The organism is Psychrobacillus mangrovi (assembly GCF_037104765.1).
In the GTDB taxonomy this organism is placed as follows: domain Bacteria; phylum Bacillota; class Bacilli; order Bacillales_A; family Planococcaceae; genus Psychrobacillus; species Psychrobacillus mangrovi.
In genome coordinates this window covers 111991-134644 of sequence record NZ_JBAWSY010000002.1, presented here as the reverse complement: position 1 = coordinate 134644, position 22654 = coordinate 111991, and the positions used below count along the sequence as shown (strand labels likewise).

Annotated in this window: 20 protein-coding genes; 13 read left to right on the top strand and 7 right to left on the bottom strand. The window is 36.5% G+C overall.

Going from position 1 to position 22654, the window contains the following annotated elements:
* The first annotated feature begins 150 nt into the window (after nucleotides 1–150).
* A complete protein-coding gene (locus WAX74_RS03770) occupies nucleotides 151–993 on the top strand; it encodes an acetaldehyde dehydrogenase (acetylating) (protein ID WP_413788925.1) in 843 nt (280 codons plus the stop codon).
* Entirely contained in the window at nucleotides 990–2000 is a 1011-nt protein-coding gene (gene dmpG, locus WAX74_RS03765) for a 4-hydroxy-2-oxovalerate aldolase (RefSeq protein WP_336496327.1), read from the top strand. The genes WAX74_RS03770 and dmpG overlap by 4 nt, the downstream gene beginning before the upstream one ends.
* A 410-nt stretch (nucleotides 2001–2410) precedes the next feature.
* Here dmpG and WAX74_RS03760 read toward each other — a convergent pair whose 3' ends face one another.
* The 4 genes from WAX74_RS03760 to WAX74_RS03745 form a co-directional block, all read right to left on the bottom strand.
* On the bottom strand, nucleotides 2411–2794 hold the full coding sequence (locus WAX74_RS03760) for a carboxymuconolactone decarboxylase family protein (RefSeq protein WP_336496326.1): 384 nt from the start codon (nucleotides 2792–2794) through the stop codon (nucleotides 2411–2413).
* Between the two features lies 1 nt (nucleotide 2795).
* A complete protein-coding gene (locus WAX74_RS03755) occupies nucleotides 2796–4430 on the bottom strand; it encodes a thiamine pyrophosphate-binding protein (RefSeq protein ID WP_336496325.1) in 1635 nt (544 codons plus the stop codon).
* Nucleotides 4431–4442: 12 nt separating this feature from the next.
* Complete coding sequence (locus WAX74_RS03750) at nucleotides 4443–6674, bottom strand: EAL domain-containing protein (protein WP_336496324.1); 2232 nt, start codon at nucleotides 6672–6674, stop codon at nucleotides 4443–4445.
* Nucleotides 6675–7610: 936 nt separating this feature from the next.
* The gene (locus tag WAX74_RS03745) at nucleotides 7611–8498 is read right to left on the bottom strand and encodes a LysR family transcriptional regulator (protein ID WP_336496323.1); all 888 of its coding nucleotides are present in this window, start codon (nucleotides 8496–8498) and stop codon (nucleotides 7611–7613) included.
* A 141-nt stretch (nucleotides 8499–8639) separates the two neighbouring features.
* Between WAX74_RS03745 and WAX74_RS03740 the strand changes: the two genes are divergently transcribed.
* The 10 genes from WAX74_RS03740 (at nucleotide 8640) to WAX74_RS03695 (ending at nucleotide 19153) form a co-directional block, all read left to right on the top strand.
* Nucleotides 8640–10076, top strand: coding sequence for an MmgE/PrpD family protein (locus WAX74_RS03740; protein WP_336496322.1), 1437 nt, complete (start codon nucleotides 8640–8642; stop codon nucleotides 10074–10076).
* A gap of 51 nt (nucleotides 10077–10127) precedes the next feature.
* Nucleotides 10128–11165, top strand: a complete 1038-nt coding sequence (locus WAX74_RS03735; protein ID WP_336496321.1) for a TRAP transporter substrate-binding protein — start codon at nucleotides 10128–10130, stop codon at nucleotides 11163–11165.
* A 101-nt stretch (nucleotides 11166–11266) separates the two neighbouring features.
* Nucleotides 11267–11770 carry a TRAP transporter small permease gene (locus WAX74_RS03730; protein ID WP_336496320.1) on the top strand — a complete coding sequence of 168 codons (504 nt, stop codon included), beginning with the start codon at nucleotides 11267–11269 and terminating at the stop codon, nucleotides 11768–11770.
* Nucleotides 11763–13067, top strand: coding sequence for a TRAP transporter large permease (locus WAX74_RS03725; RefSeq protein WP_336496319.1), 1305 nt, complete (start codon nucleotides 11763–11765; stop codon nucleotides 13065–13067). Before WAX74_RS03730 ends, WAX74_RS03725 begins: the two co-directional genes overlap by 8 nt.
* 26 nt (nucleotides 13068–13093) lie before the next feature.
* Nucleotides 13094–13888, top strand: a complete 795-nt coding sequence (locus WAX74_RS03720; RefSeq protein WP_336496318.1) for an enoyl-CoA hydratase/isomerase family protein — start codon at nucleotides 13094–13096, stop codon at nucleotides 13886–13888.
* Between the two features lie 20 nt (nucleotides 13889–13908).
* On the top strand, nucleotides 13909–15063 hold the full coding sequence (locus tag WAX74_RS03715; RefSeq protein ID WP_336496317.1) for a CaiB/BaiF CoA transferase family protein: 1155 nt from the start codon (nucleotides 13909–13911) through the stop codon (nucleotides 15061–15063).
* 52 nt (nucleotides 15064–15115) lie between these two features.
* Nucleotides 15116–16045, top strand: a complete 930-nt coding sequence (locus WAX74_RS03710; protein WP_336496316.1) for a hydroxymethylglutaryl-CoA lyase — start codon at nucleotides 15116–15118, stop codon at nucleotides 16043–16045.
* Nucleotides 16046–16115: 70 nt separating this feature from the next.
* Nucleotides 16116–17282 (top strand): acyl-CoA dehydrogenase family protein, encoded by a 1167-nt coding sequence (locus tag WAX74_RS03705; RefSeq protein ID WP_336496315.1) that lies wholly within the window; start codon nucleotides 16116–16118, stop codon nucleotides 17280–17282.
* A 14-nt stretch (nucleotides 17283–17296) separates the two neighbouring features.
* Nucleotides 17297–17581: a hypothetical protein gene (locus WAX74_RS03700; RefSeq protein ID WP_336496314.1), complete on the top strand. Its 285-nt coding sequence runs from the start codon at nucleotides 17297–17299 to the stop codon at nucleotides 17579–17581.
* A 306-nt stretch (nucleotides 17582–17887) separates the two neighbouring features.
* Nucleotides 17888–19153: an ATP-binding protein gene (locus WAX74_RS03695; protein ID WP_336496313.1), complete on the top strand. Its 1266-nt coding sequence runs from the start codon at nucleotides 17888–17890 to the stop codon at nucleotides 19151–19153.
* A gap of 565 nt (nucleotides 19154–19718) precedes the next feature.
* On the opposite strand, the gene WAX74_RS03690 is transcribed toward WAX74_RS03695, so the two are convergent.
* Together WAX74_RS03690 and WAX74_RS03685 are read right to left on the bottom strand one after the other, a co-directional pair.
* The gene (locus tag WAX74_RS03690; protein ID WP_336496312.1) at nucleotides 19719–20678 is read right to left on the bottom strand and encodes a putative bifunctional diguanylate cyclase/phosphodiesterase; all 960 of its coding nucleotides are present in this window, start codon (nucleotides 20676–20678) and stop codon (nucleotides 19719–19721) included.
* A 73-nt stretch (nucleotides 20679–20751) separates the two neighbouring features.
* Nucleotides 20752–20877, bottom strand: a complete 126-nt coding sequence (locus WAX74_RS03685; protein ID WP_336496311.1) for a hypothetical protein — start codon at nucleotides 20875–20877, stop codon at nucleotides 20752–20754.
* Between the two features lie 46 nt (nucleotides 20878–20923).
* Between WAX74_RS03685 and WAX74_RS03680 the strand changes: the two genes are divergently transcribed.
* The gene (locus WAX74_RS03680) at nucleotides 20924–21799 is read left to right on the top strand and encodes a helix-turn-helix domain-containing protein (protein ID WP_336496730.1); all 876 of its coding nucleotides are present in this window, start codon (nucleotides 20924–20926) and stop codon (nucleotides 21797–21799) included.
* 394 nt (nucleotides 21800–22193) lie between these two features.
* Here WAX74_RS03680 and WAX74_RS03675 read toward each other — a convergent pair whose 3' ends face one another.
* On the bottom strand, nucleotides 22194–22652 hold the full coding sequence (locus WAX74_RS03675; protein WP_336496310.1) for a restriction endonuclease: 459 nt from the start codon (nucleotides 22650–22652) through the stop codon (nucleotides 22194–22196).
* Nucleotides 22653–22654 lie beyond the last annotated feature (2 nt).

The following is a 22654-nucleotide window of genomic DNA, read 5'->3' as shown; positions in this document are numbered from 1 at the left end:
GGTACCGGTTCTGGAGCAAGTTGAACCGGATACCCGTTTTTGGGATTGTTTTAAAAAGGCAACCATATTGCTACGAGAGGATGAAAATGAAAAGTGAAGACTAAAACAAATGTAGCTATCATAGGTTCTGGAAATATAGGAACGGATTTAATGTATAAATTGCTTAGAAGTGAAACACTTCAACCAGTAGTAATGATTGGGGTAGATTCGGAGTCTGAGGGGTTAGCCTTAGCTAGGGAAAATGGATTAAAAACATTTGATAATGGAATAAAAGGTTTTGAAAAAAATCCAAGTATTGCGGACATCCTTTTTGATGCAACTTCAGCAAAGGCTCATTATAAACACGCTGAAATCTTAAAAGGGTTAGAAAAGAAAGTAATTGATTTAACGCCTGCTGCAATTGGTCCTTATTATGTTCCCTCTGTTAGCTCAAATGCTGATTTAATAGGACAACATGATAATGTAAACATGGTTACATGTGGAGGCCAAGCTACTGTGCCAATAATGAAAGCGATTTCAAATATCGTCCCTGTTGAATATGGTGAAATCGTGTCTACCGTAGCTAGTAAGGGAGCGGGACCAGGGACTAGACAGAATATTGATGAGTTCACGAAAACAACAGCACTCGCCTTGGAGAAAGTCGGAGGAGCTAAGAAAGCAAAGGCTATTATTATATTAAATCCAGCGAATCCGCCACTTCTAATGAGAAATTCAATTTTCGCCAAAATCGAGGATGGTCATGAGTATGAAGAAAGTGAAATTATCGCTTCTATATTAAAGGTAGTAGAAGTCGTTCAGGGGTATGTCCCAGGTTATCGACTAATTTCAGCTCCAGAAATTAAAGACGGAATTGTAAAGGTGTTTGTTGAAGTTGAGGGTCTTGGAGATTTCCTGCCCAAATACGCTGGTAACCTCGATATAATCACCTCTGCGGCTGTAAAAACAGGGGAACTAATGGCTATGTCACTGGAGAAAAAGGAGAATGTTCGATGAGTGAAAAAATTACAATCAATGATGTAACCCTACGTGATGGAATGCATGCTATTTCTCATCAATACAGTAAAGAGCAGATTGCCCTGCTAACAGAAATAATCGATGATGCCGGTGCAGACATTATTGAAGTCACACATGGTGATGGTCTTGGTGGAAGCTCAATTCAGTATGGGTTTTCTAAGGTAACAGAATCAGACATGATCTCTACAGCTGTTTCAACTGCTAAAAATGCGAAAATTGGAGTTCTCCTAGTCCCTGGAATTGGAACTATCGATCAATTGAAAAATGTACATGATTTAGGTGCTTCAGTCGTTAGGGTTGCAACACACTGTACAGAGGCAGATGTATCGGAACAACACATAAAGGCTGCTAGATCATTGAATATGGATACAGTTGGGTTTCTAATGATGGCTCACAGAACTACGCCTGAAAATCTTCTTGAAGAAGCAAAAAAGATGGAAGCTTACGGAGCACAAACCATTTACGTTGTAGACTCAGCGGGGGCATTGACAATGGATGGTGTGCGCCGAAGGGTTTCATTATTTAAAGAGAACTTAGGTGTATCGATAGGTTTCCATGCACATAATAATCTCTCTCTCGGCGTTGCGAACTCAATTGTAGCAATAGAAGAAGGTGCAACTCGAATAGATGGGAGCCTCGCTGGTATGGGGGCTGGAGCAGGAAATGCATCACTGGAACAATTGATAGCAGTCATGAACAAGCTAGACATTTCACATAATATGGATTTATATAAAACAATGGATGCAGCAGAAAACATTATGAAACCCATGATGCCACGACCAGTTCAGATTGACAGACTCAGTTTAACACTTGGTTATACCGGCGTGTACTCATCGTTCTTATTATTTGCAGAACGTGCTGGAAAAGAATACGGAGTAGATGCTAGGGATATTTTGACTAGATTAGCAGAACTAGAAGCAGTTGGTGGTCAAGAAGATTGGATTATTACGGTAGCGCAAGAATTGGCTTTAGTTCAGAATAAATAAAAGAAAAGGAAGTGTTGATTTATGAAGAAAAATAAGTGTTGTTCTTTATGCTTGTGACATTAATAGTAATAATGTCAGCATGTTCTGGAACAGATTCAAGTGCGAGTTCAAATACTTAGGATGCTAAAGCATTAAATAACACTACTTATCTAATAAAGGTTGGATATGCAGTAAGGTGATAGTTGAGGAATTAGATGATAATGATACGTTGGACAAATCGGCTTTGAGTGATTCAGTTAAAATAAAGAACTCAACTGTTCTGAATTTAAAAAAAGTGTACTCTGTTAGAAACAAGTTAGTTGGGAATTTGTTTGGATGACATGGATCGAATTCGAAAGAATTTTTGAAGAAGTCGGATTTGTAGACAAAGGCAATGCCCACCTATTTTTTAGGTGGGCATTTGTGTTTGTCTATTTAGTTACCTCTGTTTCCTTAAAAATCTCTCCAGCTATTCCCATTGCCTGAACAGCTTTAGGAAACCCGACATATCCCGCACAATGCATGATTAGTTCGATAATTTCTTCTTTTGAAAGTCCGACGTTTAGCGCTGCCCGTAAGTGAACTTTCAGCTGATCGAATGCTCCTTGTGTGATTAGTGTTGTGAGTGTGATGACTTCTCGTTGTGCGTGGGAAAGCGTGTTTCTACCGTAAAGATCTCCAAATCCAAAGGACACAATCATCTCCCAAAAGTCAGGTGAAATATTTTTCATTCCAGCCATGCCATTTCTTACTTCTTCGGAAAATAATTCTTCCATTACATGTATACCGGACTCGTATCGTTTGTTATCTTCCATTTTACTGCCTCCCCATAGTTGGTGGAATTTCGTTTTCATCTACCAATGCTTCAATGACGATTGGCTTGTTTGTTTCTTCGATTCTATTTAATGCTTCTTTTATTCTATCATTCAAATCAAATGGGTTATAACAAGTGTATGCTTCTAGACCCATCGATTCGGCAAATCGGGTTACATCAAGAGGAGTCTCATAAACACCACCGATTGAAGTGCCAATCATTTTTTGCATTCCTTTTTCCACCATGTCCAATCGTCCATTATTCAACACGATGAACAGGACAGAGGAGTTATAATTGTACGCCGTGGAAAGCTCCGTACCGTGCATGAACATACATCCATCGCCAACCAAGCATACAATTGTTTCTTTAGGGGCTGCTAGTTTTGCACCGATGGCATAGCCAATTCCGTTGCCCATTGCACCGAATATATCATCAAAGAAGAAAGTCCCTGGCTTGTATATGTCAAAGTGTTTGATACCGTAAAAAGAGTGGCTCCCATCATCTCCAAAAATAATCGCGTCGTCTGGTAGTGAGTAACGCATCGCTCGTAATACTTGGATTGCGGACATGCGCTCTCCAGGATTATTTTCTTGAAGCGGAATAGATTCGATTGGTGCTATAAATGCTTCGCTATTAGTATTCGGTATATCCTTTAAAATAGCTGTCAGATTCGCTTTTATATCCCCGAGCACAGGAGTGGTTGGTACTTGGATTGATTTCCCAATAAAGGTTGGGTCATAATCGAAGTGAATGACGTGCTCCGGGTACATTGCTTCCGATAATCCCGGTATGGACATATCACTTAGTTTAGAACCAATGACTAGAAGTAGGTCAACCTTTTCATGTAAGTATTCGCTCGCTTCTACGGTACCACCCAATCCGAATGCTCCTAATGACATCGTATGATTGGAAGGAAATGTCCCTTTTCCTCCTGGTGTTGTGATGACAGGGATGTTCCAATGCTCCGCAAGATGCTGTACTTCTGCGTAGGACTTACTTGAGTGAACGCCTTTTCCTAGAAATAGAAGGGGGCGTTTGGCCATATTCAGTTTATCGATTACTTCACTCGTTTTTGGTGAAATCATGTCATGTGATACCGGTAACTCCAACTGGAACGGTTCAATCTCTTCTAATAAAATATCAAATGGGATGGACAGATGCACAGGTCCTTTTACACCGGATAACGCTTTTTCAAGCGCATGCTGCAGGAACGGCTGTAGCATATCCCCTCGTTCTATCCGTGCACTGAACTTCGTAACAGATTTGAACATATCTACAAGATCAGATCCAAATATGCTGGAGTCTTGTCCCATTGCTTTACCAGTGTCTTTCATCGAAGGATGTCCTGTGATAATTAATAATGGAAGATTAGACGCTTTCGCCTGTCCGGCAGCAGTAAGCAAGTTAGTCCCACCAGGACCAGACGTACCTACTGCGACCCCTATTTTCTGATTCATTAAAGCATAGCCAGCAGCTTCAAACCCTGCGGCTGCTTCGTGTTTACTTAATACAAATTCCATCTCATGGTGTAATATCTCGAATAGAATAGGAGATACTGCCTTTCCCGGAATGCCAAAAATATGATGGATTCCCCAATGTTTAAAATTTGCTACTAATACGGATGAAGTGGTTTTCATGATGTTCTCCCTCTATGGTCTAAGTTGTTTTAAATAAATCTTTTCAATTTCGCCCGCGGGAAGTGGTTTACTAAAGAAATAACCCTGAGAAATATCACACTTGTAGTTTTTTAGAAAATTAAGCTGTTCCTTTGTTTCGACACCTTCTGCTATTACCTCTTTATGAAGGTTATGTGCTAATGTGATAATGGCTTTTACAATTACAGCATCTTTCTCATTGTTCATTAATTCACCCACAAAGGATTTGTCGATCTTAATATAATCAATCGGAAAATTTTTAAGATAATTGAACGAGCTATAGCCTGTTCCAAAATCGTCAATACTGATGCCAATACCGAGAGCTTTTAGCTGTTCCAATACTTGAATGGAGTAATTGTACTCCATCGCCATATATTCGGTAATCTCCACTACAACATAGGCCGGATCGATAGCTGTACGTTTTAATACATCTTTCATAAATGGTATGAGATTTCCTGTAAGAAATTGCTGCGTGGATAGATTAACCGAGATTTTCACAGGTGTCATTCCAGCATCATGCCATTTTTTGTTTTGTGAACATGCCTCATCGATGACCCACTCTCCAATTTGAGTGATCAATCCGTTTTCTTCTGCTAATTTTATAAATTTTCCTGGAGGTATCAGACCTAACGTAGGATGCTGCCAACGAATTAACGCTTCGAATCCAACCAATTTACCGGTATCGTTATTAATTTGGGGCTGATAATGGAGAACAAACTCATTTTCCTCCAATGCTCTTCTTAAATCGATCTCGAGCATGTATTCGTCCATCATTACATCTAATAATTCAGATGTATGAACGACATAGCGATTTTTCCCTTGTGATTTTGCCTGGTACATCGCATTATCAGCGTAGACCATGAGATTTTCCATTGAAATTGGATAGTCGGGATAAATCGCAACCCCGATACTCACTGTCGTATGTAACTCTTTCTTCCCGACATGAAAAGGTTGTTGGAACAGTTGGAGTATCTCTTCTGCTTTTTTCGTGACATACTCAGGATCAACAAAATCTTTCAGTAGGAAAACAAATTCATCGCCACCCATTCGGCCAAGTATATCCTTTTCCCCAAGACAACCACTTAAACGCTTGCTTACTTCAATCAGGAATTTATCTCCGTAAGAATGATTAAAGTTATCATTAATAATTTTAAAACGGTCCAGATCGATGTATAAAAGAGCCAAAGTCCGAAGATGACCTGCGTGTAGTTCTTTTATAATGGATTCAAGTTCCTTTTTAATATATCGTCTGTTTGGTAGATTTGTTAAATCATCATGATAGGCCAAATAATTATATTTCTCTTGCAATAAGTAACGATCCGAAATGTCCCTAAACTGACCAAAGGCACCTATCATTTTGTCTTCTTCATAAATTGGTTGTGCATCGAACAGGCAGACCATAAGGTTACCCGCATGATCGTAAAATTTTAATTCTTCATTATTAACTATTTTTCCCTGTTCCAGTACTTTTTTAAAATACTCTCCCGTTAGAGATGATTCACAAATATTTCTTCCCACAACCGACTCTCTGCTGTTATTCGAAATTTTTTGGGCAAAACTATTAAACTCGGTAGTGATTCCATTCTCATCTGTAATAACAATTCCATTTCTTGTTCTGCTTAACATAATCTGATTCATAATATTAAGCTTCTTATTCTGTTTCCTTAATAATAGTTCTCTCTCAATGGAATCAACCGCCTGGGTTAGCATCGTTAAGAAAAGTTCATTCTGAAACTGGATAGGCATCATAATGCATACACTACCAAGCAAATTATTTTCATCAGTATAGTGAAATCTAGTCCCGTAACAAGCAATGCCATGAAGAAACGTATGATAATGTTGTTCGCCAATCAAACTGATCGGGTGCTTGTATTGCAAGGATAGACTAATCACATTCGTACCTGTATCTTCTTGGGTGAATAAGCTACCAGATTTAATCCCAAATTTTTCAATGGTAGATTTTATCGTTTCATCTCCTTCAATCTCAAGTAGATAACCAGTTGCATCCGAAACAACCACAAGTATAGGAGTTCCTTTTAGGGAATCCAGTAGCTTATTCGAGAAAAAACGCACAACTGAAAGTATTTCACTATATGATTTTCGCTTCTTTTCAAATTCCGCTTCGCTCAAAAACTTCTTTGGCCTTGATACCTCATGCGGATACATCCCTGCCTCAATGCACTTTTTCTTAGATTCTGTAATGTAGTATGGTTCTATCGTATTCATGTTCTCCTCCTAACGCTTTTATGTAAAATATTTGACCTGGACTAAAGGTTTCTTTTAATTGTTATTTTTTGTTAAATAATAATGAATAAAGAATCATTTTTGTTTAGAGCGAATCTAGACAAAGTAACCAGAATAAAAACTCTAATCTTACTTTACCGCATAATATTAGTAAGTTCAATGGAAGGAAGAAGGGGACGGTTTGGAAGGATTTCCTAGTATAAGGAACAATTCTGGTAATACGATACAATTTGATTTTCAAATACAAATTTTTAAAATGCATTTACTAATGAAGCGGATTTTCATTACTTGATTGCTTTACAATGTCTTTCTTATTCAGAAAAGCCACTTAGATTATGGATTATAAATAAAAGATGGGGAACCTAGGTGAGATTAGTTTGGCATCGGTAGTAGATTGTAAAATGAGTTAGATGGCTTGAATGGACATAATTAGTATCTTGCAAGGGGGAGAATCCTTACCGTTAAAAGACAAAGAAAACTAGAAGGCATGTGTAGAAAGACTAAAATGCATCTGATGAAGAAATAGTTCGTTTAGGTTAAGCAACATAAACACTGTGTGAGTCTAGGAGAGGATTCTGAATTACTCATCAAGTATTATGATCCCTGTTTTAGGCTTAGGTAGAGACGCTGTATTTTTTAAAGAATAGTACAGAAAACAGGAATCCATATTATAATGGCAACTGTTAATTATATTTAAAATGAAATTTCATTTCATTTTAAAAAACAAACAATCGATTATCTTACTGACTTGTTTTGCAGAGATATTGAAAAAAGGGAGGCAGAATACCGATAATATATTAGCAGTTTACTAGATGCTGATGTGTTTATTGGAATGGATAGATATGGACTTGAAAAATATGGAGCAAACGTGCCAACCAATTCCGACATGGAAAAAATCAGGGGATTATTAGTTGACTCTTATTTATATAATTCCCTCATGATATTAATAAAAGAACGCGCCGCTTTTGAAAGATATCGATTATTTTTGTAAGCAATTACGATTTCTCTCTTTGGATTAATATTCTCTGCTTTAATGGGTAAATAGACGGGGTTTTCTGACATTTTAAAATTGTCCACTATCATTCTTGGGACAAATGATATTCCTACACCAGCAGTGACAAGGGATTCGCAAGTATTAATATTGATACTATCAAAAACAATCTTAGGTTCAAATCCGGATTGTACACATAAATCATACGTATTTTTTCGGAAGTGGTAACCTTCTTTTATAAGTATAAATGACTCATCTTTGCAATCCTTCAAATCGGCTTCCTCATAACTTGCTAACCAATGATTTGGCGAAACAGCGAGTAAAATATCCTCTTCTAGAATAGTTTCTTTCTCGAGTTCAACATTTGAAATTGGCATCGACATTAACGCTATTTCTAACTGACCACGTGAAATCATCGATTGTAATTGGACACTTGTATCTTCGATTAGTACAAGTTCAATACCTGGAAATCGATCCTTAAATGTAGAAATCGTTTTAGGGAGTAGATAGGCTCCTGTGCTCGCTAAACTTCCAATCAGCAGTTGACCCTTTATCATCTCGGCTACGTCTATAATTTCAGATTTTAGTTGTTGAAATTGATCGATAATTTGTATGGCATGAGAAATGAACACCTTCCCTGCATAAGTGGGCGACACCTCATTTTCTCTATGAAATAACTGGACTCCTAAATCTTTTTCTAGCTTACTTATTTGGTAACTTAAAGAGGGCTGTGCCATGTGAAGTTTTCGGGCTGCCTTCGTAAAATTTTTTTCATTGGCTAGTGTTATCGCATAGTGGAGAATTTTAGGTTCCATCCTGATCACCCCTTAGCTATAGTTTTTTTCTATAGGTATTATTCAAACTATATATTAGACTGATTGAATTTTCAATGTTATAAATATACTTACAATTCAGAATTTAGAAGAGTGAGAGAATATCGATGGGAGGATAGGAATATGACAAGTAGTTTTATGGAAAGAATGACTCATTATATTGTATCAACTACCTACGAAAACTTGAGTCCTGAAATCATTAAAATCTCGAAATTTGCAATTATTGATACAGTAGCAGTTGCATTAGCGGGTTGGAACGAACCAAGTGTCGAAGTTGTAAAAAAAACGTATCTGAACAAATCTACAAATGATGCAATGGCTTCCATTTGGGGAGAGTCAGAACAAGTCCCATTGGAATATGCGGCGCTGATTAATGGAACAGCGACGCATGCGTTAGACTTTGATGATGTAACGCCAACCATTTTGGCTCATCCAAGTGCACCAATTGTGGCTTCTATTTTTACCTTGGGAGAATATTTGGAGAAATCCTCTAAGGAGGTCCTGACGGCCTATGTTGTAGGAACAGAAGTCATGATAATAGTAGGGAAAGTGATGGGATTCAAACATTATGATCTTGGTTGGCACGCTACTAGCACACTTGGAACGATTGGTGCAACTGCAGCTTGTGGACTCTTGATGGGGCTCGATAAAGAAACGTTACAAAATGCCATTGCCATTTCGGCTTCGATGGCAGGCGGTCTGCAAAAGAACTTTGGGACGATGACTAAACCCCTACATGTTGGTCTAGCTGCAAAGCATGCGATACAGTCTGTTTTATTGGCCAAAGAAGGATTAACGGGCAACAAAGAAGTTTTTGAAGAAAGAGGCTTTTTGCAGGCTTATACAGGTAGTGAATCATTTGAACATTTAGCTGAAATTATGAAAGATGTAACATTTGGTGGGCAGCATGACTACGAAGTTAATGGGTTAAGTGTAAAAAAATTCCCTTGTTGTTATTTTAACCACCGTTTTATAGCCGGAATGTTGGAAATAAGAAAGGAAAATAATATAAAGCTTGATGATGTAGTGCAAATTAATGTGTCGGTTCCGCCAAATGGATTATCAGCACTTATTCACCATAGGCCGACAACCGGACTACAAGGTAAGTTTAGTGCAGAATACACTTGTTTAGCTGCTTTAGAAGATGGTGAAATCCAATTGAATTCATTTACGGATCGCATGGTACAGAGGGACAAAATACAAAAACTGTTCGGCATCGTCCAACTAGAAGAATATGACGGTGAAATAACAGATTCCGAGGAAATCGAAAAGCTGCCTGTGTATGTGTCGGTAAAAACAAAAGAAGGTACAGTTATTGAAAAAGTAATACAGCATGCACCTGGTTCAAAAGGCAAGCCTATGAATTTAGAAGAATATGCAGCTAAATGGTCTGATTGTCTGTCTTTTGCTTGTGATTATAATGTGGACATTAAACTAAAAAATCAGATGGATCGTTTATTTCAACAAGGATTAGAAATGGAAAATTTACATTCCATCAAAGAGTGGATTAGAAATATTATAGATTTCATGAGTGAGGGAAAGAAAGAACACGTCATGTAACTATTCAAGGAAATAAATGTAAGCGTTACCATAAAAGGAGGTAAAACATTGATGAAGAGGCTTATATTCATAAGTTTAATTTTATTAACGATTTTAGCTGGCTGTGGTAAGGATAACGATTCTGTTGCAAAAGCAGGTGATACCAAAAATCAAAAAACGCAACCGATTAAGATTGCTTATAACTTGCCAAAAGAGCATGCTGCTGGTGTGTATTTTGAAGTATTGGCGGAAGAGATCGAAAAGAAAACCAAGGATACTTCTATTCAATTAATCCCTAGCACATTCCCAAATGGACAACTGTATAACGACACACAATTACCCGATGCACTTGCAACAGGGGGGGTACAAATAGGTCAGATTACAACTGGTTTCCTAGCAGGGGGGGAGGCAAAACCACTACAAGTTACAGATTTACCATTACTGTTTAATTCATGGGAGGCAATGTGGGCTGCAGAAGATGGGGAGTTTGGTGACATATTTGATGCCCAGTTTGAGAAATTGGGGATGAAATTAATTGGGTGGCCGTCTTATGGGACAGTCGAACTCTATGGGAACAAACCAATCAAAGTGCCAAATGATGTTTCAGGACTGATTATGAGGGGGTTTGGTCAAGGGGCATCCCTGATGTTGGAAGAGTTGGGTGCATCACCAGTAAGTATGAGTTCACAGGAAATATATCAAGCACTTGAGCATGGAGCAATAGATGGGTACACTACGGGTCCATCTTCCGTTATTGAACGAAGCTTGTATGAAGTAACAAAATATGGCACGGATATGACCTTATTAAGTCTTTCCTTCCAAGGTGCTACAAATCTTAATTGGTGGGAATCATTGCCGGAAGATGTACAAAAAGCTATAGGAGAGGCTTCTAAAATCGCCCAAGAACAGTCAAGAAAAGAAGCCAAGGAAAAAGATTTGATCTATAAAGAACAATTAACGGAGCATGGTCTAGAACTATATACACCATCTGATACCGAAATGGAATTATGGAAAGAAGCAGCTACTAGTCGTTTTGATGCATACATTGAATCTTCAGGTGAATTAGGTAAGAGATTATTAGATTTGGTTGAGAAAGCAAACGAACAATAATCTGGATGAAAAGGACATTAGGTTAAAACTCATAATCTTTAGTGACCTATGTCCTTTTTGATAAATCTGAAGAGAGTTGGTGAATTGTTATGAGGGGTGTATTGAAAAGCATTGACTACATACAAAAAACGATTGTTTTCTTATTAGCTATTTTAATGGGATTTCTAGCTATCATCGTTTTTTATGAAGTAATTTCAAGATATGGATTTAAGTCTCCGACTATATGGACAAATGAAATATCTTCGTATACTTTGCAATTTATCGTTTTCTTTTCTATGGGTTATTTACTGATTGAGGATGAACATCTAAAAGTTACTTTTTTTCTTGATAAGTTAAAAGGCAAAGCAAATAAGATTCTACGGATAATTAATGTAATGTTGGTAATCCCATACGCAACTATATTACTCATATACGGATGGAACATCACGGCCAGTTCCTACGACAGAGGTTCAGTTTCTCCAACGTTACTTTCAGTGCCTTTATGGATTCCATATTCATTTATTTGTATAGGCGGTGGACTGTTAATATTGGGTGGAATTGGCTCTGTTATTAAAATCATTTCAGAACCGCATGCCACCCCACAGGAGGTGAAAGTAATTGATTAGTACGAGCGCTATATTAATTTTATTGGCAGTACTATTTATTTCTTTATTTCTAGGTGTTCCGATTGGTTTCGCACTGGGCTTGTCCGGAGTAATCACTATTCTGTTTTCATCTGATACACAATTTTTAATACAGGTACCTATTACATTGAAAAATACTTTATCTGAATTTATTTTTGTTGCGATACCCTTGTATATAATAATGGGAAATCTGATGTACCATGGCAAAAGTGGAGAACGAATTTTTGCAGTAGCTCACCATTTACTTAGAAGAGTAAGAGGGGGGACAGGTGTAGCAAGTGTTGCAGCTTATACTCTTTTTGCCGCAATTGTTGGTTCCAGCATGACCTCCGTATTAACAATTGGACGAATCGCTATTCCTGAAATGTTGAAGCAAAACTATACAAAAAATCTTTCGTATGGTCTTTCAGCGCTAGGGGGGTCCTTAGGTATACTAATTCCTCCAAGTATTCCTTTAATCCTGTATGCATCTTTAAGCGGATCTTCACCTGGAGATTTATTTATGGCTGGAATTATTCCAGGATTGCTGATAGCCATTCTGTTATCCATATATACCGTTATTAAAGCTCCTAGTCTTAAGCCTTCAACTGAAAACCAAGAAATAGAAGAAAATTTAATTCCTGAAAAAGAAAAAGCAAACATCTTATTGAAAGCAATCCCTGATCTATTACTGCCTGTATTTATTTTAGGCGGTATTTATGCAGGCATATTCACACCTACGGAAGCAGCGGCAGTCGGAGTAATTTACGCTTTCGTTGTTACATCTTTCATACACCGGACGCTCCCTATGAAGTTGATTCCTACTGTTTTCATTGAATCAGTAAAAACGAGTGCTATGTTGCTAACGGTAGTAGTCGGTGCGGTTGTTTTTGGATCCGCACTAACTCTTTTAGGAATGCCACAATATCTGTCTAATTTTATATCTGAACTGTCTGTAGCGCCTTGGGTTGTTATATTAATCATGAGTATAATTTGGCTCATTATGGGATTTTTCTTAGAAGTTGTTTCAATTCTCTTGATCACAACACCTATCTTCTTTCCGATTGCGATGAGTTTAGGATTCGATCCAATTTGGTTTGGAATCATCATGGTGATCAATATGGAACTTGCGGTTATTACACCACCAGTTGGCATGAATTTGTTCGCCATTAAAACATTGGTACCGAAAGAATCGATGGGAACCATTATAAAAAGCGTGTTGCCTTTTGGGTTTATTATCATTTTAGTATTAGCTTTAGTATGGATATTTCCAGAAATTGCACTTTTCATTTTAGGATAAATTATTTAATAAACGGAGGAGACCACATGAAGAATTGGGAAACGATCACACTTACGGATGAACATAAAAAAGAAAATGTTTACGTTTTACAATTAAATCGTCCAGATTCTATGAATGCATTAAATACACAGATGGGAACTGAGCTAATAGAGTGTCTCAAATATTTAGAGACGCTAAAAGATGTGCGAGTGTTGATCTTGACTGGGTCTGGTGAAAAAAGCTTTTGCGTAGGAGGAGATTTAAAAGAAAGAAAAGGAATGTCTCAAAAGGACTGGAAACTTCAGCATGATATTTTTGAAGAAGCGTATGAAGCAATCAGGAATTTTTCTTTCCCAACTGTTGCTGCTGTAAACGGTTTTGCATTAGGCGGAGGACTGGAAATGGCTCTTAGCTGTGATCTTTGTTATGTGGCAGAACATGCAAAGATGGGACTACCAGAAGTGAAGATTGGAATTATTCCAGGTGCAGGAGGTACTCAGCTTTTACCAAGAACAATTCCGGTTAAAGTGGCGAAAGAATTCTTATATTCAGGGAGACAAATGACCGCAGCCGAGTCACGTGAACTCGGTCTTGCTAATGGTGTATTTCCTAGTGATCGTTTACTTGAGGAAACATTGAAAGTTGCGAAAGGAATCGCGAAAAATGCCCCCCTTTCATTAAAGGCACTTAAACAATCAATCGATAAAGGTATTCAAACAGATTTGGAGAAAGCATTATCAATTGAATTGGAACAATATTATAAATGCGCTAATTCGCAAGATAGGGAAGAAGGAATACAAGCTTTTAATGAAAAAAGAGAGCCAGTTTGGCAAGGTGTTTAAAATGATGAAGGAGGAGTTCAATGTTACCGCTAAAAGGGATTACAGTTGTTTCATTAGAACAAGCAGTAGCTGCACCTTACGCGACTAGGCAATTGGCTGATTTAGGAGCACGCGTCATTAAAGTCGAAAGACCAGGTGGGGACTTTGCTAGACATTATGATGAAACAGTCCACGGAATGTCTAGTGCTTTTGTTTGGTTAAATCGTTCAAAAGAATCGCTGACACTTGACCTAAAAGAGTCGGAAGGAAAAAGAGTTTTGGATAAGATTCTTTCCAAAGCGGATGTGTTCATTCAAAACTTGGCTCCCGGAGCGATAAATCGACTTGGTTTCAATCCGGAGGAATTAAAGAAGAAATATCCGCAACTAATCATTTGTGGTATTTCTGGATACGGCACAGATGGACCTTACAAAGACAAAAAAGCGTACGATTTACTTATACAATGTGAGGCTGGACTAATGTCCATCACTGGAACAGAAGATACGCCCTCAAGAGCGGGGATTTCAATCGCAGATATAGCAGCAGGAATGTATGCTTATACAGGTATTTTAACTGCATTGTTTGTAAGAAAGGAAACAAATAAAGGGACAGTAATCGAAATATCCATGCTAGAAGCACTGAGTGAATGGCTGGGTTATCCGCTTCTTTACTCTGAATACGGGGGTTCTGATCCAAAAAGGACTGGCTCAAGTCACGCAGCAATTTACCCTTATGGCCCGTTTAAGGTGAAAAATGCAGAACAGGTATTTCTGGCCATTCAAAATGAACGAGAATGGAAACAGTTTTGTGAAAAACTCTTAAAGAATCCGTCTCTTACAAATGATCCACGTTTTAATACAAATAGTAGTCGTGTCCAACATAAAGAAGTTTTAAAGGAAATAGTAGAAGAAACGTTCAAAAATTCAAGTGCCGAAGAAATTATTACTCAGTTGGAAAATACTAATATCGCTAACGCACAATTAAATACATTAAAAGAAGTAAACAACCATCCTCAACTAAAATACAGGGAACGTTGGAGAGAGATAGACACTCCTAGAGGAGTAGTAAAAGCACTAATTCCACCTGTTACATCAAGGGAATTTCATATTGTGATGAACCCGGTTCCTGAATTAGGTGAACATACGAAGGCGATATTAAAAGAATTTGGTTTCCAGCAACAACTGGTTGAAAAATAATACTCCACTTCACATTCTCGAGTGGAAACAAAATTGGAGGAAAGAATTTGGTATGAATTTTCCGGAGAAAGTATATATCAATGAAGTAGTACTACGCGATGGACTTCAACTGGAAAAGAAATTAGTCAATGTGGAGGACAAAGAACTACTATTTAAAGGATTAAGAAATGCTGGTGTAAATACATTTGAATTTGGATCGTTTGTTCATCCTATAAGAGTTCCACAAATGGCAAACAGTGGAGAGTTGTATTCGAAAATACAACAAGAAGCTGGTACTGCAAACTTGATTGCTTTAGTTCCTAATTTAAAGGGAGCAGAAAGAGCGTCCCAACTGGGCGTCAACAATATCAACTATGTCTTTTCGGCGAGTGAAACTCATAATTTACAAAATGTGCAAAAAACTACTTTGCAATCCTTAGAAGAGTTGAGGAAAATAAATGAATTTTGTATTGAAAACAAGATTTTATTGGATGTGTCATTGGCCACCACTTTTGGATGCCCATTTGAAGGGGAAATATCTAAAGATCGTATTCGATCAATAATACAACATGTTACCGAATTGAATATAAACATGCTGACATTAGCTGATACGACCGGAATGGCTAATCCAAAAATGGTTTTTCAATTGATCTCATTAATACGTTTTGAGTTTCCAAAACAAAAACTCCGACTTCATTTTCATAATACGAGAGATATGGGTCTTTCCAATATTTTAGCAGGTATTAATACAGGAGTTACTCATTTTGATACAGCATTAGGAGGACTTGGTGGATGTCCGTTTGCACCAGGAGCTACCGGAAATGTTTGTACAGAAGACGTTGTTCATATGCTTCATAGCATGGACATACAAACGAATATAGACATAGAAGAATTATTGAATGCTTCACGATTGTTAGAAGAAATAGTGGGACATCAAACTCCTAGCTATTTATTAAAAGCTGGACCGTATGATAGGAAGTATCCAATCCCAGTTTCTTCTTGAGGAATTAAGTTATTTGTAATCTTTTTAAAATGATTTTAAAGCTCATAAATTGTTAGGAGGAATGGTTCATTTGGTAACCGCAAAAAGTTCAATCGAGGAAATCGAGCTAATTAGAAAAAGTATACGCGCATTATGTGAGAAATATCCAGAAGATTACTGGAGAAAAGTCGATGAAAAAGGTGAATACCCAAAAGAGTTTATAAAAGCGCTAACAGATGAAGGATGGCTTTCCATATTGATACCAGAAGAATATGGAGGTGCCGGACTTGGTATGGCGGAGGCTAGTGTCATTTTAGAAGAAATTAATCGGTCCGGAGGGAATGCTGCAGCAGGACATGCTCAAATGTACACGATGGGCGCACTGCTCAATCATGGAAATGAAGAACAGAAGCAACGTTATTTACCAAAAATTGCATCTGGTGAATTACGACTGCAAGCATTTGGTGTAACAGAGCCAACCGCCGGCAGTGATACTACCAATATTATTACATCCGCTGTTCGTCAAGGCGATAAGTACATCGTAAACGGACAGAAAATATGGATTTCGCGTACCAAATATTCAGATCTAATGCTTCTATTAGCCAGAACAACTCCAAAAGAACAGGTTGCTAAAAAGACGGATGGATTGAGTTTATTTATTTTAGATATGAATGATCAAAAAGATAATATTACGATTCGTACAATCGATACGATGGTCAACCACGCAACAACGGAAGTTTTTTTCGAGAATGTAGAAATTCCGATAGAAAACCTGATTGGGGAAGAAGGTAAAGGGTTCCGCTATGTATTAAGTGGGATGAATGCCGAGCGTATTTTAGTAGCATCCGAAAGCATTGGAGATGGTTTTTACTTTGTAGATAAAGCAGTTCAATATGCAAATGAGCGGGTTGTCTTTAATCGCCCAATCGGTCAAAATCAAGGAGTTCAGTTCCCAATTGCGAAAGCCTATATGGATATTGAAGCAGCGAAGCTTATGAGAGATAAAGCCGCAGCCCTATTTGATGCCGACCAAAAAGGGGGAGCAGAAGCAAACATGTCAAAATATTTAGCTTCGGAAGCAGCATGGAAAGCCGCAAATGCCGCTATGGATACGTATGGCGGATATGGATTTGCATCGGAATACCATATTGAAAGAAAGTTTAGAGAGGCACGATTATTTATGATAGCGCCTATTTCAAACAACTTAGTTGTAAGTTTTGTTGCACAGCATGTATTAGGTTTACCAAGATCATTTTAATATAGTCATTGAGAATGAAGCAGCCCGGTCAAGAAATTGTCAGACACAACCTTCCTGAAGGAGACATTTCATGTGATAAATACTTATCGTTTCTTTCAGGGGCAAGTGTTGCAGATGAAAGCGCTTATGAAAGCTTTGATTTGACAGAGGAAGATCTTGCCCATTTAATAGAAGGAACAAACGTATTAGCGGCAGAAATACACCAAGATCGTCCAACCAGTTCTGATGTCTATTGGGATATGGAACTTGTTACGACAGTGACGAATGATACTGGTGATAAAAAGAATAAAAACAAATAAAAGAATTTCATAACTCTAAAAAGGCCTCGAATAGTGAGGAATATCCACTATTCGGGGTTTTGTCGCGTAGGCAGGACGTTTTGTCGTGTTCATAATCCGAGTTGACTCGTTTAGCCAATTACTAGGAGATATGTATTTGTGCATTGTCCTATGCAATTCGGAAACTGTAAATTGACTTTTTGCTGAATACTTCTATCGCTTCTAGCGATAAAATACCCACCTATATTCTGTTGCTGAATCTTGTCGAATATGTGACAATATAACTAAACATTATCAGATTTCGAATTGTATTAAGGGGACAGAACAATGAAAATAAAAACTGATTTTTTCCGAATAATACCTTTTTTATATGTAATATTAGGACCTATTTGGATCGTTGGTACTGATTATTTCTTAAGCATTTCTAACCTTTCTGATGAAAAGATTCTCTTTCTGGATCGATTTAAAGGTTTTGTGTTCATTCTCCTTACAGCTATTCTTTTATTTGTTTTAATAAATAAGTTAAGAGATTCCAAACAAATTGAAGAAGAAAAAGAGAAACTTTCTTTTTTAATTGATACGATGCCCGACTTTGTTTCATTTAAAGATGGTGAAGGAAAGTGGCTTCAAATAAATAAATTTGGTGCTCAGTTATTCGAGCTTCAAGGCATCGATTATAAAGGGAAAACAGATAAAGAAATGGCAGAATATACAGACTTTTATCGCGATGCTTTGATTTATTGTATAGAAACGGACGAAGAGGCGTGGAAGGTTGGAAAGGTAAGTCGATGCGAAGAAATAATCCCAACGAGAGATGGTTCCAATAAAATTTTTGATGCATTCAAAGTGCCTATTTTTAATAATGATGGTTCCAGAAAAGGATTAGTCGTTATTGGGAGAGAAATAACCGCTTTAAAAGAAACAGAGCGCAAGTTAAGGCAATCCGAAAAAATGTCTGCTTTAGGTGAACTTTCTGCAGGTATAGCCCACGAAATACGAAATCCACTTGCAATTATTAAAGGATATTTGCAAATGGGACAAGAGAAAACAATTAAACTTGATCAGCATATAAACCTGTTAGTAACTGAAATTGATCGAATCAATAGTATTGTGAATGAACTATTAATGATCGCAAAACCAACAGATTATATGTTTGAAAATAAAAACATCAATACCATTGTGAAAGAAGTCGTTCAATTGTTTTCAATAGAAGCATCCCAACAAAAAACGAAAATAAACTTGATGGAACTCGATCAATTCAATACATACTGCAATGAAAGTAAATTAAAACAAGTATTTATTAACATACTGAAAAACGCTTTAGAAGCAATTACTACAAATGGAGAAATCAACATCTCTATATATGAGAAAAATGAAAACTATTTTGCCGTTAAGATTGAGGATAATGGCTGCGGAATCGGAGAAAGTCATTTACAACACATTGGTGATCCTTTCTATAGCTTAAAAGAAAAAGGAATTGGTTTAGGTATGACTGTAAGCCTTAGTATTATAGAATCACACAAAGGATCTATCCAAATTACAAGCCAAGTTAATGCAGGAACTAGCATAGAAGTATTGTTACCGAAATTGTAGATTGTGTGCCTGTGTCAGAAAAAAAGAGAGTACTGGGCCTAGTAGTAGATTCAAGGGATAATTTTCAATGAGTTTCTAGCAACAGGTAACCAAATTTATATAATAAAAGCCGCACTTTTATGGAACGGCTCGATGCTTCTCATATAATACTTAAGTAAATAGCAGCCGAAATTGCTTGCAACTTCGGCTGCTATTCATTTTGAAGAAAATTAGCTTTCTTTCATATATTAGAGGGTTTTCCTAATGTTTTGTGAGAAAAGGAAAAGAAGAGATAAATATATCAAAGGATCTTAGACCTGAAGAATATATATGTGTTCATGAAAGAGAATAGCAGTATGGCATCCCGTGAATTGAAATCAGAAGCATTCTTTTTCATTTATAACAAGGAAAAGTGAGACATGGTTGGAAGAGATTGAGGTGTTAGAGAATAAGGAGAGTTTGGAGGGCGTCCCGTTGTTGTAAAATATGCCTCGTTTAACACCCCTGTGATATTTACAAATAAATGAACATTTGAATTTATCACAGGGAAGTTATACATAGCACAACCTTTAAAGAATAATCATTCTTAAATATCATTTTCTACAGCCTCTAATCTACCTTTTTCTAAAAGTTTGGCAAATTCATTTGCAGGAACAGGCTTAGAGAACAAGTAGCCTTGTATCGTGTTGCAATTATACTTTTGTAGCACTTGCAGTTGTTCCTTTTTTTCTACGCCTTCCGCAATCACGCTCATCTTCAATTGGTGAGACAATTGGATAATCATATTTACAATAAAATTGGAATCTTCTTGGTGTGAACTACTTAAGTCTTGAATAAACGAACGATCTATTTTAAGTGTATCTATTTTTCCTTTAAATCGGTTTAAATAAGAAAGTGATGAGTAACCTGTACCAAAATCATCGAGGGCGATTTTGATTCCTAAATCTCTTAGCTCATCTAATACAGAGAATACGACTTCTTCATCTTCTAAAAGTGATGTTTCTGTTATTTCAATTTCTAAGTATTGCGCTTCTAATTTCGTTTCTTTTAATGTCTCCACTATGTTTGTGATTAAATCCTTCTCTAAAAAACGTGTAGCTGATAGATTAACGGAAATTGGAATTGCCGGTAGCTTAGCATCTTGCCATGCTTTGTTTTGCTTACATGCAGTATATTTAACCCATTTCCCAATCTCATTTATTAATCCAGTGGTTTCTGCTATCGGAATAAATTCATTGGGTGAAATAATTCCCCATTTTGGGTGATTCCATCTTAACAGAGCTTCTGCACCTATTATTTGGTTCGTTTTTCCGAAAATTTTTGGCTGATAATACAATTCTAACTCGTTTCGCTCAATTGCAAATGCTAGATCATGAAACAGGGAGAGCGATTTATTTGTTTCTATATTCAAAGATGGCGCAAATACCTGATAGTTAGAATCACTGTTTTCAATTGATGAAAAACTATCTTTTTGAAATTTTTTAAAATCTAAGCTATGCTTAAATAACGAAGGATTATATGTATCAAGATTTGCTTTTGTCTGCATGGTTTTTTCTCCTTTCATAATTTTAGAAAAATCCAATAAAATTAAACTAATAACTTTATTGGATTTCTACTACTTAAAAGATAAGAGGTAAATCTAAAGTAGTAATAGGTTCTTTAACTTTCGCAGCATTTTCTGTTCCTGCATTTGGATAAAGTACTACTGCTAAAACGATTATAAAGATAATGGATAATTTTTTCATGTTGTTACCGTCCTTTTTTATTTGATTTGGAGTGATTCGTTTGGAAATGAAATACTTAGGATTAGAGATAAGTAAACTTAGAGCTGAAATGGAAATGTCCCAAAAGGAGCTCGCAAAAGATATTTGTACTCAGTCGACAATTAGTCGAATTGAAGCAGGTGAAGTTTATCCAGCAATAGATACGTTATTAAAGATAGCATTAAAGTTACAAGTGCCAGTCGAATATTTTATCGAAATGTTATTTCATAAGAATGTCTTAGAAAGTGAGCAATTAATCAAAGAAATTGAATTTAACTTAAAAGGACATAACTATAAAAAAGTTATCTCGATCATTAAAAAGAGTAAAATAGATACCGATAATATATGGTTAAACCTTTACTTAGAGCACATTCTACATACTGCTCATTACAAACTAAAAATGATTACACCCGAAGAATGTATAAGTAATTTAAAGAATATTTTAAACTTTTCCAACCAAACGACTATTCAGTTCCGTTTTTTACATATAAAAATTAGTAATGCGATTGCCAATGTATATGGTGGGAATGGTGAATATCAAAAAAGTATATACTACTATAATAAAATCTTAAAAGAGCATTTTCATAAAAATTATACCGATCATAAAATTTATGAAACACTTATTACAGTATTATTTAATAAATGTAATATTCTTTATGAATTACAGGACTACGATGCCGCCCTAGAAACTGCAAATCAAGGGATACAAAAATTGAAAGAGACATCTTATGTCTTTTTGCTTGGACAATTTCTATACTATAAAGGGCAATGTTTAGAAAAAATGAATTCTCCCATTATAGAAATCAAAGAAGTCTACAAACAAGCTTTGTTTGTATTTGAATTTATGGAACTTCCTTTTTACATTAAAGCCATTAAGGAAAACAAAAAGCAGTACTTAAAGTAAGTTATTAATCTGTTTTGGATGTGATTTTAATAATTTTTCTATTTGCGAGACCCTCCATATCTGATTACTTTGCTCTATTCTCTAATAATGTATTAGGTGAAATTGTAAACATTCTAAAACTGATAGAAAATTGAATTTCACTTTTTTTCACATTTACTAAGCAGTTGTACGGAGTACTAATTACTTATAAATGCGTGGTTTACTTTTAAAATATACTATATTTATCCTATGAAATCTTCAAGATATGCATAAATGGATAATTTTTTGGAAAAGCGGTCTTTTGCTCATGACATTTGAACTGCTACTAAAGGAAAATTTTGCTTGCGGTTGTTATATGAGTTTTTCTATCAGGTCCGGAGGATCGGTGCGTGTTAATTGTAGAGAAAAAAGTTCTTTATAGGTAATTTATAAGAAGTAGTTTATAGCCATAAATAAATTTAATCCCTCGTTCTTCGGCAAACTTTTTAGCTTGAGGTGAATAGTCACTTGTTGTTACAAAATATGCCCCATCTGCCTTGCGAGTAACCATATTAGAGTGTAATACAGCTAGAGGATCCAACTTTATTACGTTCTCTGGTTTGTAACATTTCACCTGTACTAAATATATATCTCGATTTGGTAGGATATGTACAATGTCCACTCCTAAATCGTCTGACGAAGGAGTAACTTTCGTTTTTCCACCTAAAACGTTTTCCATTATATTCGCTACAAATGTTTCGAATAAAATCGAGTTCTCTAATTTAAGTGGGATTCCTGCTTTTTTCTCCCTACGCTTTTCCTGAATATCATCTTCTTTAAAGCGATGATAAATTCCCAAAGACAAAGTTTCGTATATTTTTTCTTCACTATGCATAA

What these genes read in the sequence shown, in the direction of transcription:
- WAX74_RS03770 (WP_413788925.1), top strand. Translation starts at nt 151, where the DNA reads ATGTATAAATTGCTTAGAAGTGAAACACTTCAACCAGTAGTAATGATT.
- dmpG (WP_336496327.1), top strand. Translation starts at nt 990, where the DNA reads ATGAGTGAAAAAATTACAATCAATGATGTAACCCTACGTGATGGAATG.
- WAX74_RS03760 (WP_336496326.1), bottom strand. Translation starts at nt 2,794, where the DNA reads ATGGAAGATAACAAACGATACGAGTCCGGTATACATGTAATGGAAGAA.
- WAX74_RS03755 (WP_336496325.1), bottom strand. Translation starts at nt 4,430, where the DNA reads ATGAAAACCACTTCATCCGTATTAGTAGCAAATTTTAAACATTGGGGA.
- WAX74_RS03750 (WP_336496324.1), bottom strand. Translation starts at nt 6,674, where the DNA reads ATGAATACGATAGAACCATACTACATTACAGAATCTAAGAAAAAGTGC.
- WAX74_RS03745 (WP_336496323.1), bottom strand. Translation starts at nt 8,498, where the DNA reads ATGGAACCTAAAATTCTCCACTATGCGATAACACTAGCCAATGAAAAA.
- WAX74_RS03740 (WP_336496322.1), top strand. Translation starts at nt 8,640, where the DNA reads ATGACAAGTAGTTTTATGGAAAGAATGACTCATTATATTGTATCAACT.
- WAX74_RS03735 (WP_336496321.1), top strand. Translation starts at nt 10,128, where the DNA reads ATGAAGAGGCTTATATTCATAAGTTTAATTTTATTAACGATTTTAGCT.
- WAX74_RS03720 (WP_336496318.1), top strand. Translation starts at nt 13,094, where the DNA reads ATGAAGAATTGGGAAACGATCACACTTACGGATGAACATAAAAAAGAA.
- WAX74_RS03715 (WP_336496317.1), top strand. Translation starts at nt 13,909, where the DNA reads ATGTTACCGCTAAAAGGGATTACAGTTGTTTCATTAGAACAAGCAGTA.
- WAX74_RS03710 (WP_336496316.1), top strand. Translation starts at nt 15,116, where the DNA reads ATGAATTTTCCGGAGAAAGTATATATCAATGAAGTAGTACTACGCGAT.
- WAX74_RS03700 (WP_336496314.1), top strand. Translation starts at nt 17,297, where the DNA reads ATGAAGCAGCCCGGTCAAGAAATTGTCAGACACAACCTTCCTGAAGGA.
- WAX74_RS03695 (WP_336496313.1), top strand. Translation starts at nt 17,888, where the DNA reads ATGAAAATAAAAACTGATTTTTTCCGAATAATACCTTTTTTATATGTA.
- WAX74_RS03690 (WP_336496312.1), bottom strand. Translation starts at nt 20,678, where the DNA reads ATGCAGACAAAAGCAAATCTTGATACATATAATCCTTCGTTATTTAAG.
- WAX74_RS03685 (WP_336496311.1), bottom strand. Translation starts at nt 20,877, where the DNA reads ATGAAAAAATTATCCATTATCTTTATAATCGTTTTAGCAGTAGTACTT.
- WAX74_RS03680 (WP_336496730.1), top strand. Translation starts at nt 20,924, where the DNA reads ATGAAATACTTAGGATTAGAGATAAGTAAACTTAGAGCTGAAATGGAA.
- WAX74_RS03675 (WP_336496310.1), bottom strand. Translation starts at nt 22,652, where the DNA reads ATGCATAGTGAAGAAAAAATATACGAAACTTTGTCTTTGGGAATTTAT.